A 22,743-nucleotide genomic window follows, 5' to 3' on the forward strand; every position below is an offset into this window, starting at 1 on the left:
ACCTCGGTCTTGCGTTGGGGAGCGGCAGCGCAGGCTGCCGCTTGCGAATCATTTGCGCGCTTCGAGCCGCTTGATGAAGCGGTCGAACAGGTAGCTGACGTCGTGCGGCCCCGGGCTCGCCTCGGGGTGCCCCTGGAAGCAGAAGGCCGGCACGTCGGTGCGCTCCATGCCCTGCAGGCTGCCGTCGAAAAGCGACACGTGGGTCGGCCGCAGGGTCGCCGGCAGCGTGTCGACGTCGACCGCGAAGCCGTGGTTCTGGCTGGTGATCAGCACCTGCCCGGTATCGAGGTCCTTGACCGGATGGTTCGCACCGTGGTGGCCGAACTTCATCTTCACGGTCTTCGCGCCGGAGGCGAGCGCCATGAGCTGGTGCCCGAGGCAGATGCCGAAAGTCGGGATGCCGCGCGCGAGAAACTCGCGGATCGCCGCGACCGCGTAGTCGCAGGGCTCCGGATCTCCCGGACCGTTCGACAGGAAAATGCCGTCCGGATTGAGCGCGAGCGCATCGGCAGCGGAAGTCTGTGCGGGCACGACGGTGAGGCGGCAGCCGCGGCTCGCGAGCATGCGCAGGATGTTGCGCTTGACGCCGAAGTCGTAGGCAACGACGTGAAAGCGCGCCTTGGGGTCGGCGTCGTAGCCGGAGCCGAGTTGCCATTCGCCTTCGGTCCACTCGACCTTCTGCTCGGCGCTGACGACCTTGGCAAGGTCCATGCCTGCCAGCCCCGGAAAGGCGCGCGCCTGGGCGATGGCCGCCTCGGGGTTGAGCGCAGCGCCATCGGCCGCGGTGACGATGCAGCCGTTCTGGGCGCCCTTCTCGCGCAGGACGCGCGTGAGCTTGCGGGTATCGATGCCGGCGATGGCGACGATGTTCTCGGCCTTGAGGTAGGCGTCGAGCGTCTGGCCCATGCGGAAGTTGGAGGGAAGGATTGGCAGGTCGCGGATGACGAGGCCGGCGGCGTGCACACGCCCGGATTCGACGTCCTCGGGATTGACGCCGGTATTCCCGATGTGCGGGTAGGTCAGCGTTACGATCTGGCGGCAGTAGCTCGGGTCGGTGAGGATTTCCTGGTAACCGGACATCGCCGTGTTGAACACCACCTCACCAACCGTGCTGCCGGCCGCACCGATTCCCTTGCCGAAAAATACCGTCCCATCGGCGAGTGCTAGTAGGGCGGGCGGGGAAGCAGTCACGACAAACTCCTGGATTTCAGCCGAAAAGACGGGGACAGGCGCGGTACGCCTGCCCGAACGTGAAAAAAACGGGACGAGCCGCTGTTCGGCCGATCCCGCTTGTCTAAACCGCTGAATTGTATCGTTTGCCGCGGTCCGAGGCAACGTGGGCGAAGGACCGGCTCGACGGATCAACGCAGGCCGAGGACGTCCTGCATGTCGAAAAGACCGCTTTTCCGGCCGGCCAGAAAGCGCGCCGCGCGGACCGAGCCCAGCGCGTAAGGCATGCGGCTGCCGGACTTGTGCGTGATCTCGATGCGCTCGCCGATGCCGGCGAAGAGAACGGTATGGTCGCCCACGATGTCGCCGCCACGGATCGTCGAAAATCCGATTGTTTCGGACTTGCGCTCGCCGGTCACCCCTTCGCGCCCGTAAATCGCGCATTCTTCCAGATTTCGCCCGAGCTCACGCGCGACGACCTCGCCCATCCGCAGCGCCGTGCCGGACGGCGCATCGACCTTGAAGCGATGGTGCGCCTCGATGACCTCCACGTCGTACCCTTCGTCGAGGATCCGGGCCGCCACTTCAAGCAGCTTGAACACGGCGTTCACGCCAACGGCCATGTTCGGCGCAAACACGACGGGGACGTCCCGTGCCGCCGCGGCGATGACGTCCTTCTCGACCGCCGAGAAACCCGTCGTGCCGATCACCATCGCCTTGCCGAGCTCGCGGGCGATGGCGAGATGCACGAGCGTCCCTTCCGGGCGGGTGAAATCGATGACGCAGTCCGCCGACGCGATCGCCGCACGGGCGTCGTCGGTGATCACGACGCCACAGGCGCCGCCGACCAGTTCGCCGGCATCGCGGCCGACGAAGGGGGTGCCTGCCCGATCGAAGGCGGCGGCGAGCACGACCTCGCTGTCGTTCAGCACGGCCTCGATCAGCATCCGCCCCATGCGGCCGGATGCACCTGCGATTGCAATACGTAAGGGATTCATTCAGTCAGGTCCTGTGAGCGCAGCAGACACGCTTTCACTTGGCTGCGGGCGGGATCTCGATCACGCGGGCGCGCTCACTCTGCGAGGCCGCAGCGGCGGCCGGCGCGTCGCCCGACTGGACATCGCCGGAAACCCGATCGAGCTTGTCGCCGTCAAAGAAGACACTAAGGACGCGCTGCTGGGGTTCACCGCGCCCGGGACGGAAGATGTAGACGTAGTCCCAGCGATCGGAGTGGAAGGAGTCGGTCACGAGAGGCGTGCCGAGGGCAAAGCGGACTTGCTCCCGCGTCATGCCCTTTTTCAGGCGTGCCATCATTTCCTGATCCACGTAATTCCCCTGGCGCACGTCGACGCGATGGGGATTCAGCTTGTTGGTCAGGGAGGTGAAGGAACAACCGGCCATGAGGCCCACGACGGCGACGACCGCCGGAAGAGTCAATACACGCATGAAATGGAGATCTTGGTCGTTAGCGCCAGACGGCGTATGTTTTTCAGACAAACGCGAAAAAATATATCATACGTAGCCAGCAGCCAAGCGGCCGAGCGAACTGCAAGCCAACAGAGCGACCATGTCAGAAAACTCGCAGAACCTGAAAAATATCGGCCTCAAGGCCACCTACCCGCGCCTGAAGATCCTTGATCTGTTCCAGACGTCGGACTTGCGGCACCTGACTGCCGAGGATGTGTATCGACTGCTGATGGCGGAAGGCATGGACATCGGCCTCGCCACCGTCTACCGGGTCCTTACGCAGTTCGAGCAGGCGGGCCTGCTGGAGCGGCATTATTTCGAATCCGGCAAGGCAGTCTTCGAACTGAAGGAAAGCGGGCATCACGATCACCTCGTCTGCGTGCAGTGCGGCAAGGTGGAGGAATTCTTCGACGAGGAGATCGAGCGGCGACAGAACAAGATCGCTGCGGACCGCGGCTTTGCGGTCCACGAGCACGCGCTCTACCTCTACGTCGATTGCCTCAAGAAGAACTGCCCGAACCGCAAGCTCGACTGACTCGCTTCCCGACCGCCGCCCCTGCCCTAGGGCGCGGCGGTCACCCCGAGCATTTCGGCAGCGTGGCGACGGGTGGTGTCGGTGATGCTGACGCCGCCGAGCATGCGCGCGATCTCCTCGATCCGGCCGTCCATTTCCAGCGGCGTGACGGCGCTGACCACCTCGTTGCCGCGATTCGACTTGGCGATGTTCCACTGCCAGTCGGCACACGCCGCCACCTGGGGAAGGTGAGTGACGCACAGGACCTGCCGTTCCTGACCCAGCCGATGCAGCAGCTTGCCGACGATCTCGGCAACGCCGCCGCCAATGCCGACATCGACCTCGTCGAAGATCAGTGTCGGGGTCGCCGAGTCGCGGCTGGTCATGACCTGGATGGCGAGACCGATCCGCGACAGTTCTCCGCCCGAGGCGACCTTGGCCAGCGGCCGCAAGGGTTGGCTGGGGTTGGCCGCGACGCGGAATTCGGCCGCCTCGACGCCATGCGCCGAAGGTGCGCAGGGTTCGAGCACGGCGGCGAACTGCCCCCCCGCCATCGCCAGCGTCTGCATCGCCTCGCTCACCTCGCGCGAGAGGCGGTCGGCTGCCGGACGACGCGCGGCGGACAGGCGCGCCGCAGCCTCGTCATAGGCTCGCCGCGCCAGTGCCTCCTGTTCCGCGAGATGCACGGGATCCGCACGCGCCACCATCTCCTCGAGTTTCCCGCTCCAGGTGTCGAGCAGCTCGGGAAGCCCCTCGGGATCGACGCGGTACTTGCGCGCCACATCGGTCACGGCGCCGATGCGCCGCTCGATCTCGGCGAGGCGCTGCGGGTCGAGGTCGAGCCGGTCGCGATAGCGGCGAAGCGCGTGTAGCGCCTCATCCGCCTGGATGGCCGCACCGGCGAGCAGTTCGCGGACGTCGCCCAGCCCCGGATCGATGTCGGCCATCGCGTCGACCCGCACGCCGATGTGCCGCAGCAAGGACGTCACAGCGCCATCGCCCTCGCCGAGCGTCGCCAGCGCCTCGTCCGCGCCCTCCGTCAGGCTCGCCGCATGGGCGAGACGGGAGTGCTCGTGATTGATCTCGACCCATTCGTCAGGGTCGAACGCCAGGTCCCGCAATTCCCCGATCTGCCACGCGAGCAGCTCGCGTTCGCGCTCGGATGCGGCGGAATCCTGCTCCGCGGTCCGCCGCAATTCCGCCAGCTGTTGCCATGCGCGAAACCGGACAGCGACGTCGTTGGCGAGGGCGGCCGCGCCGGCATGGGCGTCGATCAGCGCGCGCTGGGCATCGCCCCTGATCAAGGCATGGTGAGCATGCTGCCCATGGATGTCCGCGAGCCAGTCACCCGCCTCGCGCAGCTGCGCCTGCGTCACCGGCACGCCGTTGATCCAGGCACGGGATCGGCCGCCCGACTCGACGACGCGGCGCAGGATCACCATGCCATCGTCGCCGGGCAGATCCTGCGAAGTGAGCCAGTCGGAGAGCCCCCCACCGACCGGCAGCTCGAACTCGGCGGCGATATCGGCCTTGTCGCGCCCGATACGCACCGCACCGGCATCGGCACGACCGCCGAGGGCCAGCCCGAGGGCATCCAGCAGGATCGACTTGCCCGCGCCGGTCTCGCCAGTCAGGGCACCGAACCCCGACTGGAATTCGAGTTCAAGTCGATCGACGATTACGAAATCCCGGATGGTCAGGCGGCGGAGCATAGGCGTCGCGGATCGGAAAAAGGGCGGCCGTCAGGGCAGCCGCGGGGTGGCGCTCCAGTGGAGCTTCTGGCGCAGCATCTCGAAGTAGCTGTACCCCTCGGGATGCAGAAAACGCACCACCTTGGGCGAACGGGTGATGCGGAGAAGATCGCCCGCGTGGGCATCGAAACGGGTCTGGCCGTCGAAATGGATGCGCCCGTCGTGTGGGGAAAGCAGCTGGATTTCGATCCGGCACGTGTCCGGCAGCGTGATCGGCCTGGCCGTCAGGGCGTGCGGGCACAGCGGCACGAGCGCGATCCCCCCGACCGTCGGGTGCAGGATCGGGCCGTTGGCGGACAAGGCATAGGCCGTCGAACCGGTCGGGGTCGTGACGATCATGCCGTCGGAGCGCTGCGTGTAGACGTATTCGCCATCGATCGACAGGTCGAACTCGATCATGCGGCCGAGATCGCCCTTGTTGAGGACGACATCGTTGAAAGCGAGCGTATGGAAGACCCGTTGCCCGGCGCGGATCACCTCGGCGTCGAGCATCGTGCGCGCCTCGTCCGTGAAGCGGCCGTCGAGGATCTCCGCAAGCTTTTCGAGCGCTTCCTTGCGCGGGATATCGGTCAGGAAGCCCAGCCTGCCTTGGTTGATGCCCACGAGCGGCACTGCGTGCTCGAACAGCCTGCGAGCCGTATTGAGCATCGTGCCGTCCCCGCCGAGCACCACCGCCAGGTCGGCCTGTGCGCCGATCTCGTCGTAAGTGACCGTCGCATACTCGCCGACGAGTCCGATGGAACTTGCCGTACCCTGCTCGATCCATACAGCGAGCCCCTTCTCGCGCAGGAAACCGGCAATCGACAGGACCGCGCCCGCAACATCGGGACTCTGGTACTTGCCGATCAGGGCAATGGTATGAAAGCTGTGGTTCATGCCGCGGATTAAACCACAAATCATGCGGGACCTTGGCAGAGACGCCGGCAGTTCCATAGAATCGGGGAAATCACCCAAGACCATCATGAAACCGCTCGACCCCCGCTCGCAGATCCTGCTGAAGACCCTGATCGAACGCTACATCGTCGAGGGGCAGCCGGTGGGTTCGCGCTCGTTGTCGCGCTACTCGGGCCTCGAGCTGTCTCCCGCGACGGTGCGCAATGTGATGAGCGACCTCGAAGAGATGGGCTTCATCACGAGTCCGCACACGTCGGCCGGGCGCATTCCGACCGCGCTCGGCTATCGTTTCTTCGTCGACTCGCTGCTGACGGTGCAGCCGCTGGAACAGGCGCAACTGCGCGAGCTCAAGGGACATCTGCAGCCCGACCAGCCGCAGCGGCTGGTCAGTTCCGCTTCGCACCTCCTGTCCGAGCTGACGCAGTTTGCCGGAGTCGTCATCTCGCCACATCGCGACCTGATCAAGATCCGCCAGATCGAGTTCATCAGCCTGTCGGAAAACCGCATCCTGCTGATCATCGTCACGGCGGCGGGCGACGTGCAGAACCGCATCATCCATACGCGGCGCTCATACTCGCCGTCGGAACTCGTCGAAGCGGCGAACTATCTCACCGAACACTGCGCGGGACTCGGCTTCGACGACATCCGCACGCGTGTCCGTGCCGAACTCAAGCAGCTGCGCAGCGACATGAGCGAGCTGATGAACGCGGCGGTGGAAACCGGCAGCGCTGCCGCCGAGGACGACAGCTCGCGCTACGTGCTGTCCGGCGAAACCAACCTGCTCGACATCGAGGATCTGTCGTCGAACATGGCGCGGCTGCGCGAACTGTTCAAGCTGTTCGAGCAGAAGACCGGCTTGATTCAGCTCCTCGACCTGTCCAATCGCGCCCAGGGCGTGCAGATCTTCATCGGCGACGAATCGGGGCTGGCCCAGCTCGACGGCTGCAGTGTCGTGACCGCCGGTTACGAGGTCAACGGACGCATCGTCGGCTCGGTCGGCGTCATCGGACCGACGCGCATGGCTTATGATCGGGTAATTCCCATCGTCGACATCACGGCACGCCTGCTCTCGAACGCGCTCTCGAACGCGAATTGACCGGCACGCTGCACTCACACAAGGATCAGCATGGCCCGCTACTGGCCCGAACCCGCCTGGACGCACGGCACGCCCGCCCGCACGGGCGTGTTGCTCGTGAATCTCGGATCGCCTGACGCACCGACTGCCGCCGCTGTCCGCCCCTATCTCAGGCAGTTCCTGTCGGATCCGCGAGTGGTCGAGATCCCGGCGCCCGTATGGTGGCCGATCCTGAACGGCATCATCCTGAACACCCGCCCCGCGAAATCGGCGGCAAAGTACGCAAAGATCTGGATGGACGAGGGTTCACCGCTGACGGTGCATACCAAGCGCCAGACCAAGCTCCTTGCCGGCTACCTCGGCCACCGTGGCCTCGCGGACCTGCGCGTCGACTGGGCGATGCGCTACGGGGCCCCGTCCGTGCCGGACGTGCTCAAGCGCATGAAGGCCGACGGCTGCACCCGCATCCTGATCGTACCGATGTATCCGCAGTATGCCGCCAGCACGACGGCGAGCGTGCTCGACGAGGTCACGGCCTGCCTTGCCCACTGGCGCAACCAGCCCGAGATCCGCTATGTGCGCAACTTCCACGACCATCCGGGCTATATCGCCGCACTGGCCCAGAGCGTGCGCGACCACTGGATGAAGAATGGCGAGGGCGGCAAGCTCATCATGAGCTTCCACGGCGTGCCGCGCCGATCGCTAAACCTCGGCGATCCGTACCACTGCGAATGCCACGCGACAGCGCGGCTCCTGGCCGCACAGCTCGACCTGCCGGAGGAGCGCTGGCAGCTCACCTTCCAGTCGCGCTTCGGCAAGGCGGAATGGCTCAAGCCTTATACGCAACCGACGCTCGAAGCGCTCGCGCAGCAAGGGACGAAGCGGGTGGACGTGCTGTGCCCCGGTTTCCCGGCTGACTGCCTCGAAACCCTCGAGGAGATCGCGATGGAGTGCCGCCATGCGTTCCTCTCCTGCGGCGGCAAGGAGTTCCATTACATCCCGTGCCTCAACGAACGCAACGACTGGATCAACGCGCTCAGCGACATCGTGCGCGACCACCTGGGCAACTGGCTCTCGCGTCCCGCCGCCGCGCCACAGGACCTCGCCGCCAGCGTCCAGCGTGCACGCAAGGCCGGAGCGACCTGCTGATGGATCCGCGACTCAAACTTGCGCTGCGCTGGCTGCTGAACGCGGCCGCGCTGATGCTCCTGCCCGAGCTCATCAGCGGCCTGCGGGTGGAGAGTTACGCATCCGCACTGGTCACGGCGCTGCTGCTTGGCCTGATCAACGCCTTGATCCGGCCGCTGCTGATCCTCATCACGCTCCCGATCACGATCCTCTCGCTCGGGCTCTTCACGCTGGTGATCAACGCATTCCTGTTCTGGGGCGTGACGGGACTGGTCAGCGGCGTGCATGTGGCCGATTTCTGGGCGGCCTTCTGGAGCGCCCTGCTCTACAGCCTGCTCACCTCGCTCGTGAACATTGCCCTCGCGGACAGGCCGGATACCCGGGTCGGGGCGCGGTTTCGCCATCATCGCGACTGACCGGCGCCGCCCGCGCGCGAGGGTACCGATCAGCGCCGGATTTTCGCGCGCGAATCGCCAAGATGGCGGTCGGCGCCGCTTCTTCAGTCCTCGACCAGTTGCAGATCGAGCCCGGTCGCGGTGAACTTGCCAGCGATCGCCGGCTCGCCGTTCGCGGCGAGCTCACGCAAGGCTTCGCCGAGGCGCCGGGCGGCAGTCGTTGCCAGCATCGTGCGGAAACGCTCGCGCAGTTCGTCCGTCGCAAGCGCCAGCGCCGACGGGTTCACTTCCAGATAAGTGGTCGGCTGTTTCGAGGTCACGGTTTTCACGTGACGATGGCGAAGGCTGTCCAGCCAGGCCAGCTCCCCAAAAACCTCGCCGACGCCCAGATCGCTCACGCGGCGCCCCCCGAGGGACACCTCCACCTCGCCCTCGATGACGATCCCGAACCGCTGATCCGCATCGCCTTCGCGAATAAGGGTGGTCCCGCCCTCGACGACCCGCCAGGTCGAAATTCGCAGCACTTCCCACAGTTCGACATCGTCGAACTCGGTAAAGAACGAGAGCTTGCGCAGGCACGAGAAGCGGCTGGTGTCCGGCGGCACGTACGTGTCGTCGACAAGCTGGTAACGCACCGCAGACAGATCCTTGGCGAATTCCGCTCCGTTCTTGTAGCGGGAGTACAGATCCTTTTCGAGCGCCTTGCGGATGACCGCGTCCATCGGCTCCGGCAACTCCGGGTTGAGTTGCGACACGCGCGGCGGGTCGGCATTGATGATCTTGTAGATCAGCTGGGCCGGGCTGCTCGCGCGGAAAGGCAGGCGCCCGGTGAGAAGATTGAACAGCACCACGCCGAGGGAGTACAGGTCCGTCTTCTGGTTGAGCGGATAGCCCTTGATCTGCTCGGGGCTCATGTAGGCCGGCGAGCCGACGCCCATGATGAAGGTCGAATCGGACTCCACCTTCTTGTCGATGTTCAGCGCCAGGCCGAAATCGGTGATCTTTACGTTGTCCTGATCATCGATGAGGATGTTCGCGGGCTTGATGTCGCGATGCACGATGCCCTGCCGGTAGGCGTAATCGAGTGCCATGCAGCACTTGAACACGATCCCGATCGCCCGATGGACCGGCAGCAGATGCTCGAACCTGCAGTAGCGCTCGAGTGACTCGCCGGGAAAATACTCCATGACGACGTAGGCCTGCTCCGGCTCGATCACGACGTCGTACACATGGATGATGTGCGGGTGATCCAGGCGCGTGGAGACGGCTTGCTCGGCCTTGAGCAGCTTCAGGAGGCGCCGGTTCCACTTCGACTCGTCCTTCGACTTGTCGTCGAAGCGGATCAGCTTGACCGCAACGGGCACAGGCCAGTCCGCAGACTCCGCCATGTAGACGACAGCCGTCGCACCACGCCCCACTTCCCGCACGATGCGATACTTCCCGATTGTCTGCGGCATCTCGCTCATGTGTGATCCGGACCTTGCATCCCGCACGGCCGCCGAGCGCCGTGTGAAGTTTCAATCGTGACACACGCGGGCGCGCATGAGCAACCCGACGATTTTTTGTAACCAGCCTCTTGAAACGGGACCAGGCCGCCCCCATCTGCCGCCCCGTCAAACGAACAGCTGGAGCGCCACCCATGCAGGAAAACAAACCCTCCGCCGAGACCCCCGACGAACTGCTGCAGGCCCCCGCCGAAGAATCCGGCCCGGCTCCCCAAGGCGAAGCCGCCGCCGAGCCCGCGGGCGACGTCATGCCAAGCCTCGAGGAATCCCTGCGCCAGGCCGAACTGAAGGCGGCCGAACACCACGACGCCTGGCTGCGCGCGCGCGCCGAGGCCGAGAACATCCGCCGCCGCGCCCAGGAAGACATCGCCAAGGCGTCCAAGTTCGCGTCGGAGAAGTTCGCGAACGCGATGCTGCCGGTCAAGGACAGCCTGGAAGCGGCGCTCACCACCGAAAATCAGACCATCGAAAGCCTGCGCGAAGGCGTCGAGCTCACCCTCAAGCAACTCGCCGCGGCCTTCCAGAGCGCCGGCGTGGCCGAGGAGAACCCGGTCGGCGCGAAGTTCGACCCCAACCGCCATCAGGCGATCGCGATGGTCGAGGCCGATAGCGAGGCCAATACCGTCACGGCCGTGCTGCAGAAGGGATACCTGCTGCACGAGCGCGTGCTGCGCCCTGCGATGGTCATGGTCTCCAAGGGCAAGGGTGCCTGAACCTCGCCGGCCACTTGAAATCCGCGACGGCGACCCTACCTATCTGACAACGCAATCCGGCAAGCCGGGGCACCGCGAGCGAAGCCCCTCGGCTGCACACTCAAACGAAAGGAACTGAAATGGGCAAGATCATCGGCATCGACCTGGGCACCACCAACAGCTGCGTTTCCGTGATGGAAGGCGGCAAGCCCAAGGTCATCGAGAACTCGGAAGGCGCGCGCACCACGCCGTCCGTCGTCGCCTACGCCGAAGACGGCGAGATCCTGACCGGCGCTCCCGCCAAGCGCCAGGCCGTCACCAACGCCAGGAACACCCTGTTCGCGGTCAAGCGCCTGATCGGCCGCCGCTTCGAAGAGAAGGAAGTGCAAAAGGACATCGACCTGATGCCCTTCACGATCGCGAAGGCCGACAACGGTGACGCCTGGGTCGAAGTGCGCGGCAAGAAGATCGCCCCGCCTCAAGTCTCGGCCGAAGTGCTGCGCAAGATGAAGAAGACCGCCGAAGACTACCTCGGCGAGGAAGTCACCGAAGCGGTCATCACCGTGCCGGCCTACTTCAACGACAGCCAGCGCCAGGCGACCAAGGACGCCGGCCGCATCGCAGGCCTCGAAGTCAAGCGCATCATCAACGAGCCGACCGCGGCCGCGCTCGCCTTCGGCATGGACAAGAAGCCGGGCGACTCCAAGATCGCCGTGTATGACCTCGGCGGCGGCACCTTCGACATCTCGATCATCGAGATCGCAGACATCGACGGCGAGCACCAGTTCGAAGTGCTCGCGACCAACGGCGACACTTTCCTCGGCGGCGAGGATTTCGACCAGCGCCTGATCGACTACATCGTCACCGAGTTCAAGAAGGAACAAGGCGTCGACCTCAAGAACGACGTGCTCGCGCTGCAGCGCCTGAAGGAAGCGGCCGAGAAGGCCAAGATCGAGCTGTCGTCGTCGTCGCAGACCGAAATCAACCTGCCCTACATCACCGCGGACGCCACCGGGCCGAAGCACCTGGCGATGAAGATCACCCGCGCCAAGTTCGAATCGCTGGTCGACGACCTCGTCGAGCGCACCATCGAGCCGTGCCGCATCGCGCTGAAGGACGCAGGCGTGAAGGTCTCCGACATCGACGACGTGATCCTCGTCGGCGGCATGACGCGCATGCCCAAGGTGCAGGAGAAGGTCAAGGAGTTCTTCGGCAAGGATCCGCGCAAGGACGTCAACCCGGACGAAGCCGTCGCGGTCGGCGCATCGATCCAGGGCGGCGTGCTGCAGGGTGAAGTGAAGGACGTGCTGCTGCTCGACGTCACGCCGCTGTCGCTCGGCATCGAGACCCTCGGTGGCGTGATGACCAAGCTGATCCAGAAGAACACCACGATCCCGACCAAGGCCTCGCAAGTGTTCTCGACCGCCGACGACAACCAGAGCGCCGTGACCATCCACGTCCTCCAGGGCGAGCGCGAAATGGCCAGCGGCAACAAGAGCCTCGGCCAGTTCAACCTGTCCGACATCCCGCCGGCGCCGCGCGGCATGCCGCAGATCGAGGTCACCTTCGACATCGACGCGAACGGCATTCTGCATGTGTCGGCCAAGGACAAGGCCACCGGCAAGGAAAACAAGATCAAGATCCAGGCCAACTCGGGCCTCTCGGACGACGAGATCCAGCGCATGGTGCAGGATGCCGCCGCACACGCCGAAGAGGACAAGAAGGCGCACGAAATGGTCGACGCACGCAACCAGTGCGACGCGCTGGTGCATTCGGTGAAGAAGTCGCTGACCGAATACGGCGACAAGATCGGCGCCGACGAGAAGGCCAAGATCGAAGCCGCGATCAAAGACGCCGAGGAGTCGCTGAAGAGCAACGACAAGGCCACGATCGAAGCCAAGACCCAGGCCCTCGCGATGGCGAGCCAGAAGCTGGGCGAGCAGATGTACGCGCAGACCCAGGGCGCCGAAGCCGGCGCAGCAGGTGCCGCAGGGGGCTCGTCGTCCGGCTCGAAGGCGGGCGATGCCGACGTGGTCGACGCCGAGTTCACCGAAGTCAAAGACAAGAAGTAATCGCTCGCCGGGCGGCGAGATGATGGCCGAGCCCACGCCGGAGGAGCATTTCCGGCCGGCTCGGCCTTTGCATGACCGGGAGGCCCGCGCGGCCTCCCCAGCCTGAGCGACACACTATGGCAACGAAACGGGATTACTACGACGTACTGGGCGTCAATCGCGACGCCTCGGACGACGAAATCAAGAAGGCCTACCGCAAGCTGGCCATGAAGCACCACCCGGACCGCAATCCGGACAACAAGGACGCCGAGGAGAAGTTCAAGGAGGCCAAGGAGGCCTACGAGATCCTCTCCGACTCGCAGAAGCGTGGCGCCTACGACCGCTACGGCCACGCCGGCGTCGATCCGTCGGCCGGGGCAGGGCCCGGCGCCCAGGGCTTCGACGGCTTTGCCGACGCCTTTTCGGACATCTTCGGCGACATCTTCGGCGGCGGCGGAGGTCGCGGCCGCTCGAACGTCTATCGCGGCGCCGACCTGCGCTACAACCTCGAAATCTCGCTGGAAGAAGCCGCTCGCGGCGCGGACAAGACGATCCGCATCCCGACCGTCGAAGAGTGCGACACCTGCCACGGCAGCGGCGCCAAGCCGGGCACCCAACCCAAGCCCTGCCCCACCTGCGGCGGCGCCGGCCAGGTCCGCATCCAGCAGGGCTTCTTCTCGATCCAGCAGACCTGTCCCAAGTGCCACGGCACCGGCCGCATCATTCCCGACCCGTGCCGTGACTGCGGCGGCGCCGGGCGCGTGAAGCGGCAGAAGACCCTGGAGGTGAAGATCCCGGCCGGCATCGACGAAGGCATGCGCCTGCGCCACGCCGGCCACGGCGAGCCGGGCGTGAATGGCGGGCCGCCGGGCGACCTGTACGTCGAGATCCACATCCGCCAGCACTCCGTGTTCCAGCGCGACCACGACGACCTGCACTGCGAAATGCCGATCAGCTTCACGACGGCCGCACTGGGCGGCGAGATCGAAATCCCGACCCTCGAGGGCATGGCACGCCTCAAGATTCCTGCCGAGACCCAGAGCGGGCGGGTCTTCCGCCTGCGCGGCAAGGGCATCCGCAACGTCCGCTCGCAGGCGCATGGCGATCTGATGTGCCACGTCGTCGTCGAGACGCCGGTGAACCTGACCGAGCGCCAGAAGGAACTGCTGCGGGAATTCGAAGAAGTGTCACGCGGCGACGCCGATCGCCACAACCCCAAGGCCAAGTCCTGGATGGACAAGGTCAAGGAGTTCTTCGGCGGCTGAACCCGCCAGGATCGGCCGCGCCCGCGGAAACGTTGGCGCGGCCGGATCGTTTGCGCCGCCCGGCACCCGCACTGCTGCGGCGCGCCGGCACGGTCAGGCGCTTACGCGCGCCGCCACAGGGTCCCCTGCGGCGTATCCTCGAGCGCGATCCCCCGCGCCAGCAGGTCGGCACGGATCCGGTCTGCCTCGGCGAAATTTTTCGCCTTCTTGGCCTGGGCGCGCAGTTCGATCTGCGCCTCGATCTCGCCCGCCTCGTCGCCCGTGGCCTCCGAAGTGCCGCCCTGGAGGAAAGCAAGCGGGTCACGGCCAAGCAGACCGAGCACCCCGCCCAGTCCCTTCAGCTGCGCCGCCATGGCAGCAGAGCCGCTGCGGTTTGCCTCGTTCGCGAGATCGAAGAGCACGGCGACCGCCTCGGCGGTGTTGAAATCGTCGTCCATCGCCTCGCGGAAGCGGCGCGCATGGATCTCGTCCCAGTCGACTACCACGTCCGCCGGCGTAACGTTGCGCAACGCCGTATACAGCCGGGTCAGCGACTGGCGTGCATCCTCGAGATGGGCGTCGGAATAGTTGAGCGGACTGCGATAGTGCGCCCGCAGGATGAAGAAACGCACCACCTCGGCGTCGTACTTCTTCAGCACGTCACGGATCGTGAAGAAGTTGCCGAGCGACTTCGACATCTTCTCGTCGTCGACTCGGACGAAGCCGTTGTGCATCCAGTAGTTCACGAAGGTATGGTCGTGCGCCCCCTCGGACTGTGCGATCTCGTTCTCGTGGTGCGGAAACTGCAGATCCTGCCCGCCCCCGTGGATGTCGAAATGCTCCCCCAGCAGGTCGGAACTCATCGCCGAGCATTCGATATGCCAGCCCGGTCGCCCGGCCCCCCACGGGGAGGCCCATTTGACCTCTTCCGGCTCCTCCGAGCGGGCGTGCTTCCACAGCACGAAATCGAGCGGATCGTGCTTTTCGCCCGCGATCCCCACGCGCTCGCCGGCGCGCAGCTCGTCGAGCGACTTGCCCGACAGCTTGCCGTAGCCATCGAACTTGCGCACCGAGTAGCACACGTCCCTGTTCTCCGCGACGTAAGCCAGGCCCTTGGTGTGCAGCCGCTCGATCAGGGACTGCATCTGCCCCACGTATTCCGTCGCGCGCGGCTCGTGATCGGGTCGCATGACACCGAGGGCGTCCGCATCCTCGTGCATCGCAGCGATGAAGCGGTCGGTCAGCACACGGATCGACTCGCCGTTTTCGCCGGCGCGGCGAATGATTTTGTCATCGATGTCGGTGATATTCCTGACATACGTAAGCTCGAATCCGCTCGCCCTCAGCCAGCGTGCCACCATGTCGAACACGACCATCACGCGAGCATGACCGAGGTGACAAAAATCGTACACCGTCATGCCACAGACATACATCCGGACTTTTCCCGGCTCGATGGGAACGAAGGATTCTTTCTTTCGCGTCAGTGTGTTGTGAATCTGAAGCATGGCATCTTCCGCATGGCGGCCCCAGAAGCCGCATTCGAGGAGACCACTTTCCCGGACGCACGAAAAGCCGGCCGCGGGAACAGTCGGAAACCGGCACCGCCGTCGCACCGAGGCCAGCGCCTCGCCGTGATACGGACCCGGTTATTTGATAGAATCAACGGTTAAGTCCGCGTGGATCAACGGAACCGAGCGATTCTAGCACAATGAAGATGCGTCCCAATTTCGCCCTGGCCGTGGTGGCCATTACCCTTGGCCTCGGTGCTGCGCCACTGCTGCATGCCGCCGACAACGTTGCCCAGATTCAATCGCTCGTGAATCAGGGGCAACATGCGCAGGCCCTCGCGATGGCCGACCGTGTCCTCGCGAGCAACGCCAGGGAACCGCAGGCGCGCTTCCTCAAGGGGATCGCCCTCACGGAGCTGAACCGTCAGGACGAGGCCATCGCCGTCTTTCAGAAGCTGACCGAAGATTTCCCCGAACTGCCCGAACCGTACAACAACCTCGCCGTGCTGTACGCGCAGCAGCGCCATTACGACAAGGCGCGCGCGGCGCTGGAAATGGCCATCCGCACGCATCCGAGCTACGCGACCGCGCACGAGAACCTTGGCGACGTCTATGCCCGTCTCGCAAGCCAGGCCTACGACAAGGCGTTGCAGCTCGATTCGGCGAACACGGGCGCGCAATCCAAGCTCGCACTGATCCGTGAAATGATGTCTTCGGGGGCACGGCCCCGCGCGGCGTCGCAACAAACCGGCCAGACCCGGCCTGCGGCACCCCCGGCGCTGGCGCCCCCCGCTCCCGCAGCAGTTCCGGCTCCGGCCGCAAGTGCCGCCATGACGGCTCCTGTACCGACGGCCCCGGCTCCCTCCGCGCCCGCCAACGGTGCCGTGGCAGCCAAGCCCGCAGCACCTGCTCCTGTGGCGGCAACGCCGGTACCTGCCGCTTCCGCCGCGCCGGCCACCACCGCGGCTGCAGCCACGGCCCGCCCGGCTGCCACCGCATCGGCAACCGAAGCGCCCCCCGCGGCCAGCGCCGCTGGCGCCGGGCGCGAAGCGGTGCAGATGGTGGAGGCGTGGGCAAAAGCCTGGTCGCGCAAGGACGTCAAGGGCTACCTCGCCTTCTACGACAAGGACTTCCGCGCTCCGGACGGCCAGTCCCGGAAAGCCTGGGAGAGCGAGCGCGAGCAGCGCGTCGGCAAACCCGGCCGTATTTCGGTCGGGATCGAGAAACCCAACGCCAGCGTCGACGGTGATGTCGCGACGGTACGTTTCCGCCAGAACTATGAATCGGCGGGCTTCACTTCCAGCACGACCAAGACGCTCGAACTGGTCAAGCGCAACGGCTCGTGGCGCATCCGCCAGGAGCGCGTCGGGGGATGAAGGGAATGACGCCGGGGCGAGCGCTGTTTGTCCGACTGCTGACCGCAATCGCGACGGCAGTGCTGCCGCTCGCCGCCGCAAGCGCTCCCTCTCGGCACGGCATCTCGGACTCCGGCCCGGAGGCCTCGCTCGAATACGTGTTCACCGAAATCGAAGCCAACCGGTTGGACGCGGCGCTTGAGCGAACCGAAGAGCTCCTGCGTGCCTACCCCAACTTCCGGCTCGCAAACCTCATCAAGGGCGACCTGCTGCTGGCGCGCGCCAAGCCGATCTCGACCTTCGGCAATGCGTCGGCACCTGCCGAGCGTGTGACCGAACTGCGGGACGAGGCCATTGCTCGCCTGCGCGCCTACCGCGAACGGCCGGCGGCTGCCACCTATATCCCGCGCTACCTCCTCCAGATGGGGCCGGACCAGCGCTACGCGGTGGTCGTCGACACCAAGCGGGCGCGCCTGTACGTCTATGCCAACGAGGGCGGAAAACCCCGCTTCGTCGCCGACTACTATGTCAGCCACGGAAAGGCCGGGACGGACAAGCGCGCCGAGGGCGACAACAAGACGCCGCTGGGCGTGTACGAAATCACTTCCTTCATCGAGCAGGCCAAACTGCCGGATCTCTATGGCATCGGTGCCTTCCCGATCAATTATCCGAACGAATGGGATCGGCGCCTCGGGCGCACCGGTCACGGAATCTGGCTGCACGGCACACCCAGCGACACGTACGCCCGCCCGCCGCTCTCTTCGGAAGGCTGCGTCACGCTCGCGAACCAGGATTTTCTCAAGCTTTCCAGCTTCGTCCAGCCCGGCCTGACTCCGGTAATCATCAGCAGCGAGATCGAGTGGCTGTCGATGGACCACTGGCAGGCCGAGCGCCGTGCCCTGCAACTGGCCATCGAAGACTGGCGCCGCGACTGGGAGAATGTCGGCGACGTCAACCGCTACCTCTCGCACTATTCCAGGGACTTCCGCAGCGACAGCCAGAACTTTGCCGAATGGTCCGATCAAAAGCGCAAGCTGGCGGCGAATCGCCAGTGGATCAAGGTGCGCCTCGACAAGATGAGCATGTTCCGCAATCCCGGGCGCGACGACATCGTGGTCGTGACCTTCGAGCAGGACTATCGCAGCGAAGGTCTGTCCGACCGTGTTCGCAAGCGCCAGTACTGGCAGAAGGAAGGCGGTCGCTGGAAGATCGTCTATGAAGGCAAGGCCTGACACAATCCCGGATTCTTTCTCCTCAACGGAAACTCGACATGAAGCGCTTTCTTGCAAGCCTGTTTCTTTTTGCCTGGTTCGCCAGCGCCCAAGCGAATCCCGTTGTCGAGATGCGGACCAATCAGGGCACGGTCGTCCTCGAACTGTTCGCCGACAAGGCCCCGAAATCTGTCGAAAACTTCCTCGCATACGTTAAAAGCGGGCACTACACCGGCACCATCTTCCATCGCGTCATCGACGGCTTCATGATCCAGGGCGGCGGCTTCGACAGTGCCATGAACGAGAAGCCGACGCGCGCACCGATCGAGAACGAAGCGAAGAACGGCCTGCACAACGAAGCCGGCACGCTCGCGATGGCACGCACGTCGGATCCCCACTCCGCCACGGCCCAGTTCTTCATCAACCTCGTCGACAACAACTTCCTCGATTACCCGTCGCGCGACGGCTGGGGCTACGCGGTGTTCGGCAAGGTCAAGGACGGGATGAACGTGGTGCAGAAGATCGGCAAGACCCGCACCGGCATCGCCCGCGGCATGCGCGACGTCCCGGCCGAGCCGGTCATCATCGAGTCGGTTCGCGTCGTAGAGGCCGCCAAGACCGGCCAAACCCAATAACGAGCCCCCAAGGAGTCGCACATGGCAGTCAAGCTGCATACCAATTTCGGCACGATCACCCTCGAACTGGACGCCGACAAGGCGCCGGAAACGGTCAAGAATTTCCTCGACTACGTCGGCGCCGGGCACTATGACAACACAATCTTCCATCGGGTCATCAAGAACTTCATGATTCAGGGCGGCGGATTCGAGCCGGGCATGGCCCAGAAGCCGACACGCGAACCGATCAAGAACGAGGCCGACAACGGCTTGAAGAACCTCACCGGCACGATCGCGATGGCCCGTACCCAGGCACCGCACTCGGCGACCGCCCAGTTCTTCATCAATGTCGTCGATAACGACTTCCTGAACTTCCGTTCGCCGGACATCCAGGGCTGGGGTTACTGCGTGTTCGGTCGCGTGACTGAAGGCATGGATGTCGTGAACAGCATCCGCGCGGTACGCACGGGTTCGAGCGGCTTCCACCAGGACGTCCCCGTCGAGGACGTCGTCATCGAGCGCGCCGAAATCGTCTGATCCGGCCGGGCCGACCCGATTTCGATCTTCACGACACCATGTCGGCCCTGTTCATCTCCGACCTGCACCTGTCAGAGCAGGCTCCGGAAAACACCCGCGCCCTCCTGAACCTGCTCACCGGCCCCGCGCGCGGAGTCGGTGCCATCTACATCCTGGGTGACCTGTTCGAGTACTGGGCCGGGGATGACGACGGCGACTCCCCCCTGAATCGGGAGATCGGTGCCGCGTTCGCCGCAGTCGCCGCGGCGGGCACGGGAATCATGTTTGTTGCCGGCAACCGGGATTTTCTCGTCGGCGACGACTTTGCGCGCCGCGCCGGAATGACCATTGCTCCCGATCCGATGTTGATTGAGCTCGACGGTCGGAGGGTATTGCTCACGCATGGCGACATGCTGTGCACGGACGACCAGGCCTACCAAGCCTTCCGCCGACAGGTGCGGGACCCGGCGTGGCAGGAGGATTTTCTTCGACGCCCCCTTGCCGAGCGCAAGCTGGTCATTGAAGGACTACGCCGCCACAGCGAAACGGCCAAGCAGGACAAGCCGCAGGAAATCATGGACGTGAACGCAAGCGCGGTGGAAGGCCTGCTACGTTCCCACGGCTACCCCACCCTCATCCACGGACATACTCACCGACCGGCGCATCACCTGCACGATGTTGACGGCCATGTTTGCGAAAGGTGGGTACTGTCGGACTGGCGTGGTACGGCGACATGGCTCCTGTGGGACGGATCGAGCTTTCGACCCTACCCCCTGAGCTGACCGCCACGGGAGCGAGCGCAGCCTGCGGACTGCCGCCCAACGTCACCGTGGCTCGGCAGGGCCGACAAAGACACCCTGGCCCGCTCGCACTGCCTGCGTGCCGGACCGTATTCGCCTACGGCGGTCAGTTGTCCTGGTTCGCCACGAGGTTCAGGTCGAGTTGGCCGCCCTCGCCGTCATCGCCGGCCTTGCTCTCGCTACGCTGATTCTCGATCCCGTTCAGGTATTCCGGCGTGATGTCGCCCGTGATGTAACTGCCGTCGAAACAGGAGGTCTCGAAGAACTTGATCGCGGGGTTCACCGCGCGAACGGCGGCCTTGAGGTCAGCGATGTCCTGATAGATCAGGCCGTCGGCTCCGATGACGCGGCGAATCTCCTCTTCGTCGCGACCGGCGGCGATGAGCTCGCCGCGAGTCGGCATGTCGATGCCATAGACGTTCGCGTAACGCACCGGCGGCGCGGCTGACGCCAGGTACACCTTCACGGCTCCCGCGTCGCGCGCCATTGTGACGATCTCGCGGCTCGTGGTACCGCGGACGATCGAGTCGTCGACCAGCAAGACCTTCTTGCCCCTGAATTCCTGCGGGATGGTGTTGAGTTTCTGGCGCACCGACTTACGCCGAATCGCTTGCCCGGGCATGATGAAAGTACGCCCGATGTAGCGATTCTTCACGAAACCTTCGCGGTACGGGAGATTGAGCCGGTGAGCCATTTCCATTGCCGACGGACGGCTGGAATCCGGAATCGGGATCACGACGTCGATGTCCGCGTGGGGCACGACGCGCTTGAGCTTGTCGGCGAGGAATTCGCCCATTTTCACGCGCGACTCATACACCGACACGCCGTCGATCACCGAATCCGGGCGCGCGAGATACACGAACTCGAACATGCACGGCGCTTCGACCGTCTTTTCCGCACATTGCCGGCTGCGGAAGTTGCCCTGGGTGTCAATGAGGATCGCCTCGCCCGGCACCACGTCCCGCAACGTCTTGAACCCGAGCACATCCATCGCGACCGACTCCGAGGCCACGAGCCACTCCTGGCCGCCAGCGACATCGTGGCGCCCGACGGCAAGCGGCCGAATGCCGAACGGATCACGGAAGGCCAGCAGGCCGAATCCGGCGATCATCACGACGACGGCGTATGCGCCACGGCAACGGCGATGCACACCCGCCACGGCGCGAAAAACGGCGTCCTCGTCGAGTTTGAAGCCCTTGGCGGCAGCCTGCAACTCGTGCGCGAGCACGTTCAGCAACACTTCCGAGTCGGAGTTGGTGTTGATGTGGCGCAGATCCGAGAGGAACATCTCGCGCTTCAATTCCTCGGAATTCGTCAGGTTACCGTTGTGAGCCAACAGCAGGCCGAAGGGCGAATTGACGTAAAAAGGCTGCGCTTCGGCCGGGTTGCACGCCGACCCCGCGGTCGGGTAGCGGACGTGGCCGATGCCCCAGTTGCCGACCAGATTGCGCATGTTGCGTGTGCGGAAAACGTCGCGCACGAGGCCGGGCCCCTTGTGCATGAAGAAGCGCCCACCCTCGGACGTCGCGATGCCCGCCGCGTCCTGTCCGCGGTGCTGCAGCACCTGCAGGCCGTCATAGAGCAACTGATTGACCGGGGAGTTCGCAACGACCCCAATGATTCCGCACATGGAATAGCACCTATCTGAATCGAATCTTGGTGGCCACCACCTCGGGCAACCACGGTTTGGCAGCGATGACCGCCGTCTCCAACGGAGGCGCGAACATTGCGCCAGCCCACCAGGGTTCCCGCGCCATGCCGATCAGGCCGCCGAACAGCACGACCGCGAGGGCAATCGCGATACCACGCGCAATGCCGAACAGCGCACCGAACACCCTGTCTGCGGCGCCAAGTCCCACCGCCTTGAGAAACTCGCGAAGCAGGAAACGCAGCAACGCTGCAAGCATCAGCACCGAGACGAAGATCAGCGCGAACCCGGCGATCTGCCGCCATGCGGGCTCCGAGATCACCCTCCCGAGCAGGGCGGCGGCCTCGGCGCCAAAGCGCCAGGCCGCGAAAAGCGCCACGGCCCAGGCGAGCAGCGCTATCACCTCGCTGACCAGTCCGCGCCACATCCCCACTGCCGCCGACAGCGCAAGAACTCCGAGAAAGACGTAATCGAATACCGTCATCGCCGCAACCTGCGTGCGTTCATCTCGGTACGACCGCACCGCTCATTCCGCTTGCCTTGACCCGCAGGACGGCTTTTTCGGCGTCGTCGCGCCCGTCATACGGCCCGATCCGGACACGCGTCACAGCGCCGACTTTCTCGGTGTAGGCAGCGAAACCGCGCTTTTTAAGATCGGCGGCGATCGATGCGGCCTTGCCGCCATCACTGAAAGCGCCCACCTGGACGACAAAACTGCTGCCGGAAGAGGTGGGCACGGGCGGCTTGTCTTCCAGAATGGCCTGGGCACGGGCGGAGTCAGCTCCGCCTTCCTTCGCAGGCGGGACTGCCGGCCTGGCCGGCGAGGCTGCGACGCTTGCAGTCGGCGGCTTCGGCGCGGCCGGCGGCTTGACTGCAGGCGCCGGTGCTGGGGCCGGGGCCGGTGCAGCCGCCGCACCTTCCGATCGCGGCACTTCGGGCGGGGGCGAAACAGGCAGCTGCTCTTCGGACGGAGGCACCAGCTGAGGCTCCGGTTCGCGCGCCGGGCGACCTGCGATCGGGCGCGACAGGGCGTTGTCCGCCTCACGATCGGGGATAGAGACCTGGATGTCCTGCGTGGACGTGCCCGGCTCCCGATCCATCACCATCGGCAGGATGATCGCGGCCAGAAGCGCCAGCGCGGCCGCCCCCACCAAGCGGCGCCGCGCACGCTTCTTGAGTTCGACGTTGTCGCTATCGGTCACGCA

General features: G+C 65.1%; 22 protein-coding genes. 12 read left to right on the forward strand and 10 right to left on the reverse strand.

The features are described 5' to 3' along the window. Positions 1-48: 48 nt before the first annotated feature. The 3 genes from carA to CDA09_RS16325 form a co-directional block, all read right to left on the reverse strand. Positions 49-1,191 carry a glutamine-hydrolyzing carbamoyl-phosphate synthase small subunit gene (carA, locus tag CDA09_RS16315; RefSeq protein WP_121429616.1) on the reverse strand — a complete coding sequence of 381 codons (1,143 nt, stop codon included), beginning with the start codon at positions 1,189-1,191 and terminating at the stop codon, positions 49-51. A gap of 170 nt (positions 1,192-1,361) precedes the next feature. Then, entirely contained in the window at positions 1,362-2,168 is an 807-nt protein-coding gene (dapB, locus tag CDA09_RS16320) for a 4-hydroxy-tetrahydrodipicolinate reductase (protein WP_121429617.1), read from the reverse strand. 34 nt (positions 2,169-2,202) lie between these two features. Then, a complete protein-coding gene (locus CDA09_RS16325; protein ID WP_121429618.1) occupies positions 2,203-2,616 on the reverse strand; it encodes an outer membrane protein assembly factor BamE in 414 nt (137 codons plus the stop codon). Between the two features lie 121 nt (positions 2,617-2,737). Here CDA09_RS16325 and fur point away from each other — a divergent pair, with 121 nt between their 5' ends. Further along, the gene (gene fur, locus CDA09_RS16330) at positions 2,738-3,172 is read left to right on the forward strand and encodes a ferric iron uptake transcriptional regulator (protein ID WP_121429619.1); all 435 of its coding nucleotides are present in this window, start codon (positions 2,738-2,740) and stop codon (positions 3,170-3,172) included. Between the two features lie 26 nt (positions 3,173-3,198). Here the strand turns inward: fur and recN are convergent, their stop codons facing one another. Together recN and CDA09_RS16340 are read right to left on the reverse strand one after the other, a co-directional pair. Beyond that, positions 3,199-4,863, reverse strand: coding sequence for a DNA repair protein RecN (gene recN / locus CDA09_RS16335; RefSeq protein WP_121429620.1), 1,665 nt, complete (start codon positions 4,861-4,863; stop codon positions 3,199-3,201). Between the two features lie 30 nt (positions 4,864-4,893). Continuing rightward, positions 4,894-5,778 (reverse strand): NAD kinase, encoded by an 885-nt coding sequence (locus CDA09_RS16340; RefSeq protein WP_121429621.1) that lies wholly within the window; start codon positions 5,776-5,778, stop codon positions 4,894-4,896. An 85-nt stretch (positions 5,779-5,863) separates the two neighbouring features. On the opposite strand from CDA09_RS16340, the gene hrcA reads away from it, so the two are divergent. From hrcA to CDA09_RS16355, 3 genes are read left to right on the forward strand one after another with little or no spacing between them, the layout of a single operon-like run. After that, positions 5,864-6,892, forward strand: coding sequence for a heat-inducible transcriptional repressor HrcA (gene hrcA / locus CDA09_RS16345; protein WP_121429622.1), 1,029 nt, complete (start codon positions 5,864-5,866; stop codon positions 6,890-6,892). Positions 6,893-6,922: 30 nt separating this feature from the next. Beyond that, a complete protein-coding gene (hemH, locus tag CDA09_RS16350; protein WP_121429623.1) occupies positions 6,923-8,020 on the forward strand; it encodes a ferrochelatase in 1,098 nt (365 codons plus the stop codon). Further along, a complete protein-coding gene (locus tag CDA09_RS16355; RefSeq protein ID WP_121429624.1) occupies positions 8,020-8,415 on the forward strand; it encodes a phage holin family protein in 396 nt (131 codons plus the stop codon). Before hemH ends, CDA09_RS16355 begins: the two co-directional genes overlap by 1 nt. A gap of 83 nt (positions 8,416-8,498) precedes the next feature. Here the strand turns inward: CDA09_RS16355 and CDA09_RS16360 are convergent, their stop codons facing one another. After that, complete coding sequence (locus CDA09_RS16360; protein ID WP_121429625.1) at positions 8,499-9,860, reverse strand: serine/threonine-protein kinase; 1,362 nt, start codon at positions 9,858-9,860, stop codon at positions 8,499-8,501. Positions 9,861-10,033: 173 nt separating this feature from the next. On the opposite strand from CDA09_RS16360, the gene grpE reads away from it, so the two are divergent. From grpE to dnaJ, 3 genes are all read left to right on the forward strand, one after another. After that, positions 10,034-10,612 (forward strand): nucleotide exchange factor GrpE, encoded by a 579-nt coding sequence (grpE, locus tag CDA09_RS16365; protein ID WP_121429626.1) that lies wholly within the window; start codon positions 10,034-10,036, stop codon positions 10,610-10,612. A gap of 119 nt (positions 10,613-10,731) precedes the next feature. Beyond that, on the forward strand, positions 10,732-12,663 hold the full coding sequence (gene dnaK, locus CDA09_RS16370) for a molecular chaperone DnaK (protein WP_121429627.1): 1,932 nt from the start codon (positions 10,732-10,734) through the stop codon (positions 12,661-12,663). Positions 12,664-12,779: 116 nt separating this feature from the next. Beyond that, complete coding sequence (gene dnaJ, locus CDA09_RS16375; protein WP_121429628.1) at positions 12,780-13,907, forward strand: molecular chaperone DnaJ; 1,128 nt, start codon at positions 12,780-12,782, stop codon at positions 13,905-13,907. Between the two features lie 101 nt (positions 13,908-14,008). Here dnaJ and cysS read toward each other — a convergent pair whose 3' ends face one another. Beyond that, the gene (gene cysS, locus CDA09_RS16380; RefSeq protein ID WP_121429629.1) at positions 14,009-15,391 is read right to left on the reverse strand and encodes a cysteine--tRNA ligase; all 1,383 of its coding nucleotides are present in this window, start codon (positions 15,389-15,391) and stop codon (positions 14,009-14,011) included. A 209-nt stretch (positions 15,392-15,600) separates the two neighbouring features. On the opposite strand from cysS, the gene CDA09_RS16385 reads away from it, so the two are divergent. Genes CDA09_RS16385 through CDA09_RS16405 form a run of 5 tightly spaced genes read left to right on the forward strand, consistent with a single transcriptional unit; the run spans position 15,601 to position 19,872 of the window. Beyond that, a complete protein-coding gene (locus tag CDA09_RS16385) occupies positions 15,601-16,770 on the forward strand; it encodes a nuclear transport factor 2 family protein (protein WP_286164179.1) in 1,170 nt (389 codons plus the stop codon). Next, positions 16,767-17,981, forward strand: a complete 1,215-nt coding sequence (locus CDA09_RS16390) for a L,D-transpeptidase family protein (RefSeq protein WP_121429631.1) — start codon at positions 16,767-16,769, stop codon at positions 17,979-17,981. The genes CDA09_RS16385 and CDA09_RS16390 overlap by 4 nt, the downstream gene beginning before the upstream one ends. 38 nt (positions 17,982-18,019) lie before the next feature. Next, positions 18,020-18,595, forward strand: coding sequence for a peptidylprolyl isomerase (locus CDA09_RS16395; protein WP_121429632.1), 576 nt, complete (start codon positions 18,020-18,022; stop codon positions 18,593-18,595). A gap of 21 nt (positions 18,596-18,616) precedes the next feature. Beyond that, entirely contained in the window at positions 18,617-19,111 is a 495-nt protein-coding gene (locus tag CDA09_RS16400) for a peptidylprolyl isomerase (protein WP_121429633.1), read from the forward strand. A gap of 38 nt (positions 19,112-19,149) precedes the next feature. Then, positions 19,150-19,872, forward strand: coding sequence for a UDP-2,3-diacylglucosamine diphosphatase (locus CDA09_RS16405; RefSeq protein ID WP_121429634.1), 723 nt, complete (start codon positions 19,150-19,152; stop codon positions 19,870-19,872). Positions 19,873-19,996: 124 nt separating this feature from the next. Here CDA09_RS16405 and purF read toward each other — a convergent pair whose 3' ends face one another. The 3 genes from purF to CDA09_RS16420 are packed head-to-tail and all read right to left on the reverse strand — an operon-like array spanning position 19,997 to position 22,740. Beyond that, positions 19,997-21,520, reverse strand: a complete 1,524-nt coding sequence (gene purF / locus CDA09_RS16410) for an amidophosphoribosyltransferase (protein WP_121429635.1) — start codon at positions 21,518-21,520, stop codon at positions 19,997-19,999. Between the two features lie 10 nt (positions 21,521-21,530). Then, positions 21,531-22,022, reverse strand: a complete 492-nt coding sequence (locus CDA09_RS16415; protein ID WP_121429636.1) for a CvpA family protein — start codon at positions 22,020-22,022, stop codon at positions 21,531-21,533. 19 nt (positions 22,023-22,041) lie between these two features. Next, positions 22,042-22,740: an SPOR domain-containing protein gene (locus CDA09_RS16420; protein WP_121429637.1), complete on the reverse strand. Its 699-nt coding sequence runs from the start codon at positions 22,738-22,740 to the stop codon at positions 22,042-22,044. Positions 22,741-22,743 lie beyond the last annotated feature (3 nt).

Source organism: Azoarcus sp. DN11 (assembly GCF_003628555.1).
Classification (GTDB): Bacteria; Pseudomonadota; Gammaproteobacteria; order Burkholderiales; family Rhodocyclaceae; genus Aromatoleum.

Coding starts and splice junctions, on each gene's coding strand:
- CDA09_RS16340 (WP_121429621.1), bottom strand. CDS start 5,778: ATGAACCACAGCTTTCATACCATTGCCCTGATCGGCAAGTACCAGAGT.
- dnaK (WP_121429627.1), top strand. CDS start 10,732: ATGGGCAAGATCATCGGCATCGACCTGGGCACCACCAACAGCTGCGTT.
- hrcA (WP_121429622.1), top strand. CDS start 5,864: ATGAAACCGCTCGACCCCCGCTCGCAGATCCTGCTGAAGACCCTGATC.
- CDA09_RS16390 (WP_121429631.1), top strand. CDS start 16,767: ATGAAGGGAATGACGCCGGGGCGAGCGCTGTTTGTCCGACTGCTGACC.
- purF (WP_121429635.1), bottom strand. CDS start 21,520: ATGTGCGGAATCATTGGGGTCGTTGCGAACTCCCCGGTCAATCAGTTG.
- CDA09_RS16415 (WP_121429636.1), bottom strand. CDS start 22,022: ATGACGGTATTCGATTACGTCTTTCTCGGAGTTCTTGCGCTGTCGGCG.
- dnaJ (WP_121429628.1), top strand. CDS start 12,780: ATGGCAACGAAACGGGATTACTACGACGTACTGGGCGTCAATCGCGAC.
- grpE (WP_121429626.1), top strand. CDS start 10,034: ATGCAGGAAAACAAACCCTCCGCCGAGACCCCCGACGAACTGCTGCAG.
- CDA09_RS16405 (WP_121429634.1), top strand. CDS start 19,150: ATGTCGGCCCTGTTCATCTCCGACCTGCACCTGTCAGAGCAGGCTCCG.
- dapB (WP_121429617.1), bottom strand. CDS start 2,168: ATGAATCCCTTACGTATTGCAATCGCAGGTGCATCCGGCCGCATGGGG.
- fur (WP_121429619.1), top strand. CDS start 2,738: ATGTCAGAAAACTCGCAGAACCTGAAAAATATCGGCCTCAAGGCCACC.
- hemH (WP_121429623.1), top strand. CDS start 6,923: ATGGCCCGCTACTGGCCCGAACCCGCCTGGACGCACGGCACGCCCGCC.
- CDA09_RS16355 (WP_121429624.1), top strand. CDS start 8,020: ATGGATCCGCGACTCAAACTTGCGCTGCGCTGGCTGCTGAACGCGGCC.
- CDA09_RS16325 (WP_121429618.1), bottom strand. CDS start 2,616: ATGCGTGTATTGACTCTTCCGGCGGTCGTCGCCGTCGTGGGCCTCATG.
- recN (WP_121429620.1), bottom strand. CDS start 4,863: ATGCTCCGCCGCCTGACCATCCGGGATTTCGTAATCGTCGATCGACTT.
- CDA09_RS16360 (WP_121429625.1), bottom strand. CDS start 9,860: ATGAGCGAGATGCCGCAGACAATCGGGAAGTATCGCATCGTGCGGGAA.
- CDA09_RS16385 (WP_286164179.1), top strand. CDS start 15,601: ATGCGTCCCAATTTCGCCCTGGCCGTGGTGGCCATTACCCTTGGCCTC.
- cysS (WP_121429629.1), bottom strand. CDS start 15,391: ATGCTTCAGATTCACAACACACTGACGCGAAAGAAAGAATCCTTCGTT.
- CDA09_RS16395 (WP_121429632.1), top strand. CDS start 18,020: ATGAAGCGCTTTCTTGCAAGCCTGTTTCTTTTTGCCTGGTTCGCCAGC.
- CDA09_RS16400 (WP_121429633.1), top strand. CDS start 18,617: ATGGCAGTCAAGCTGCATACCAATTTCGGCACGATCACCCTCGAACTG.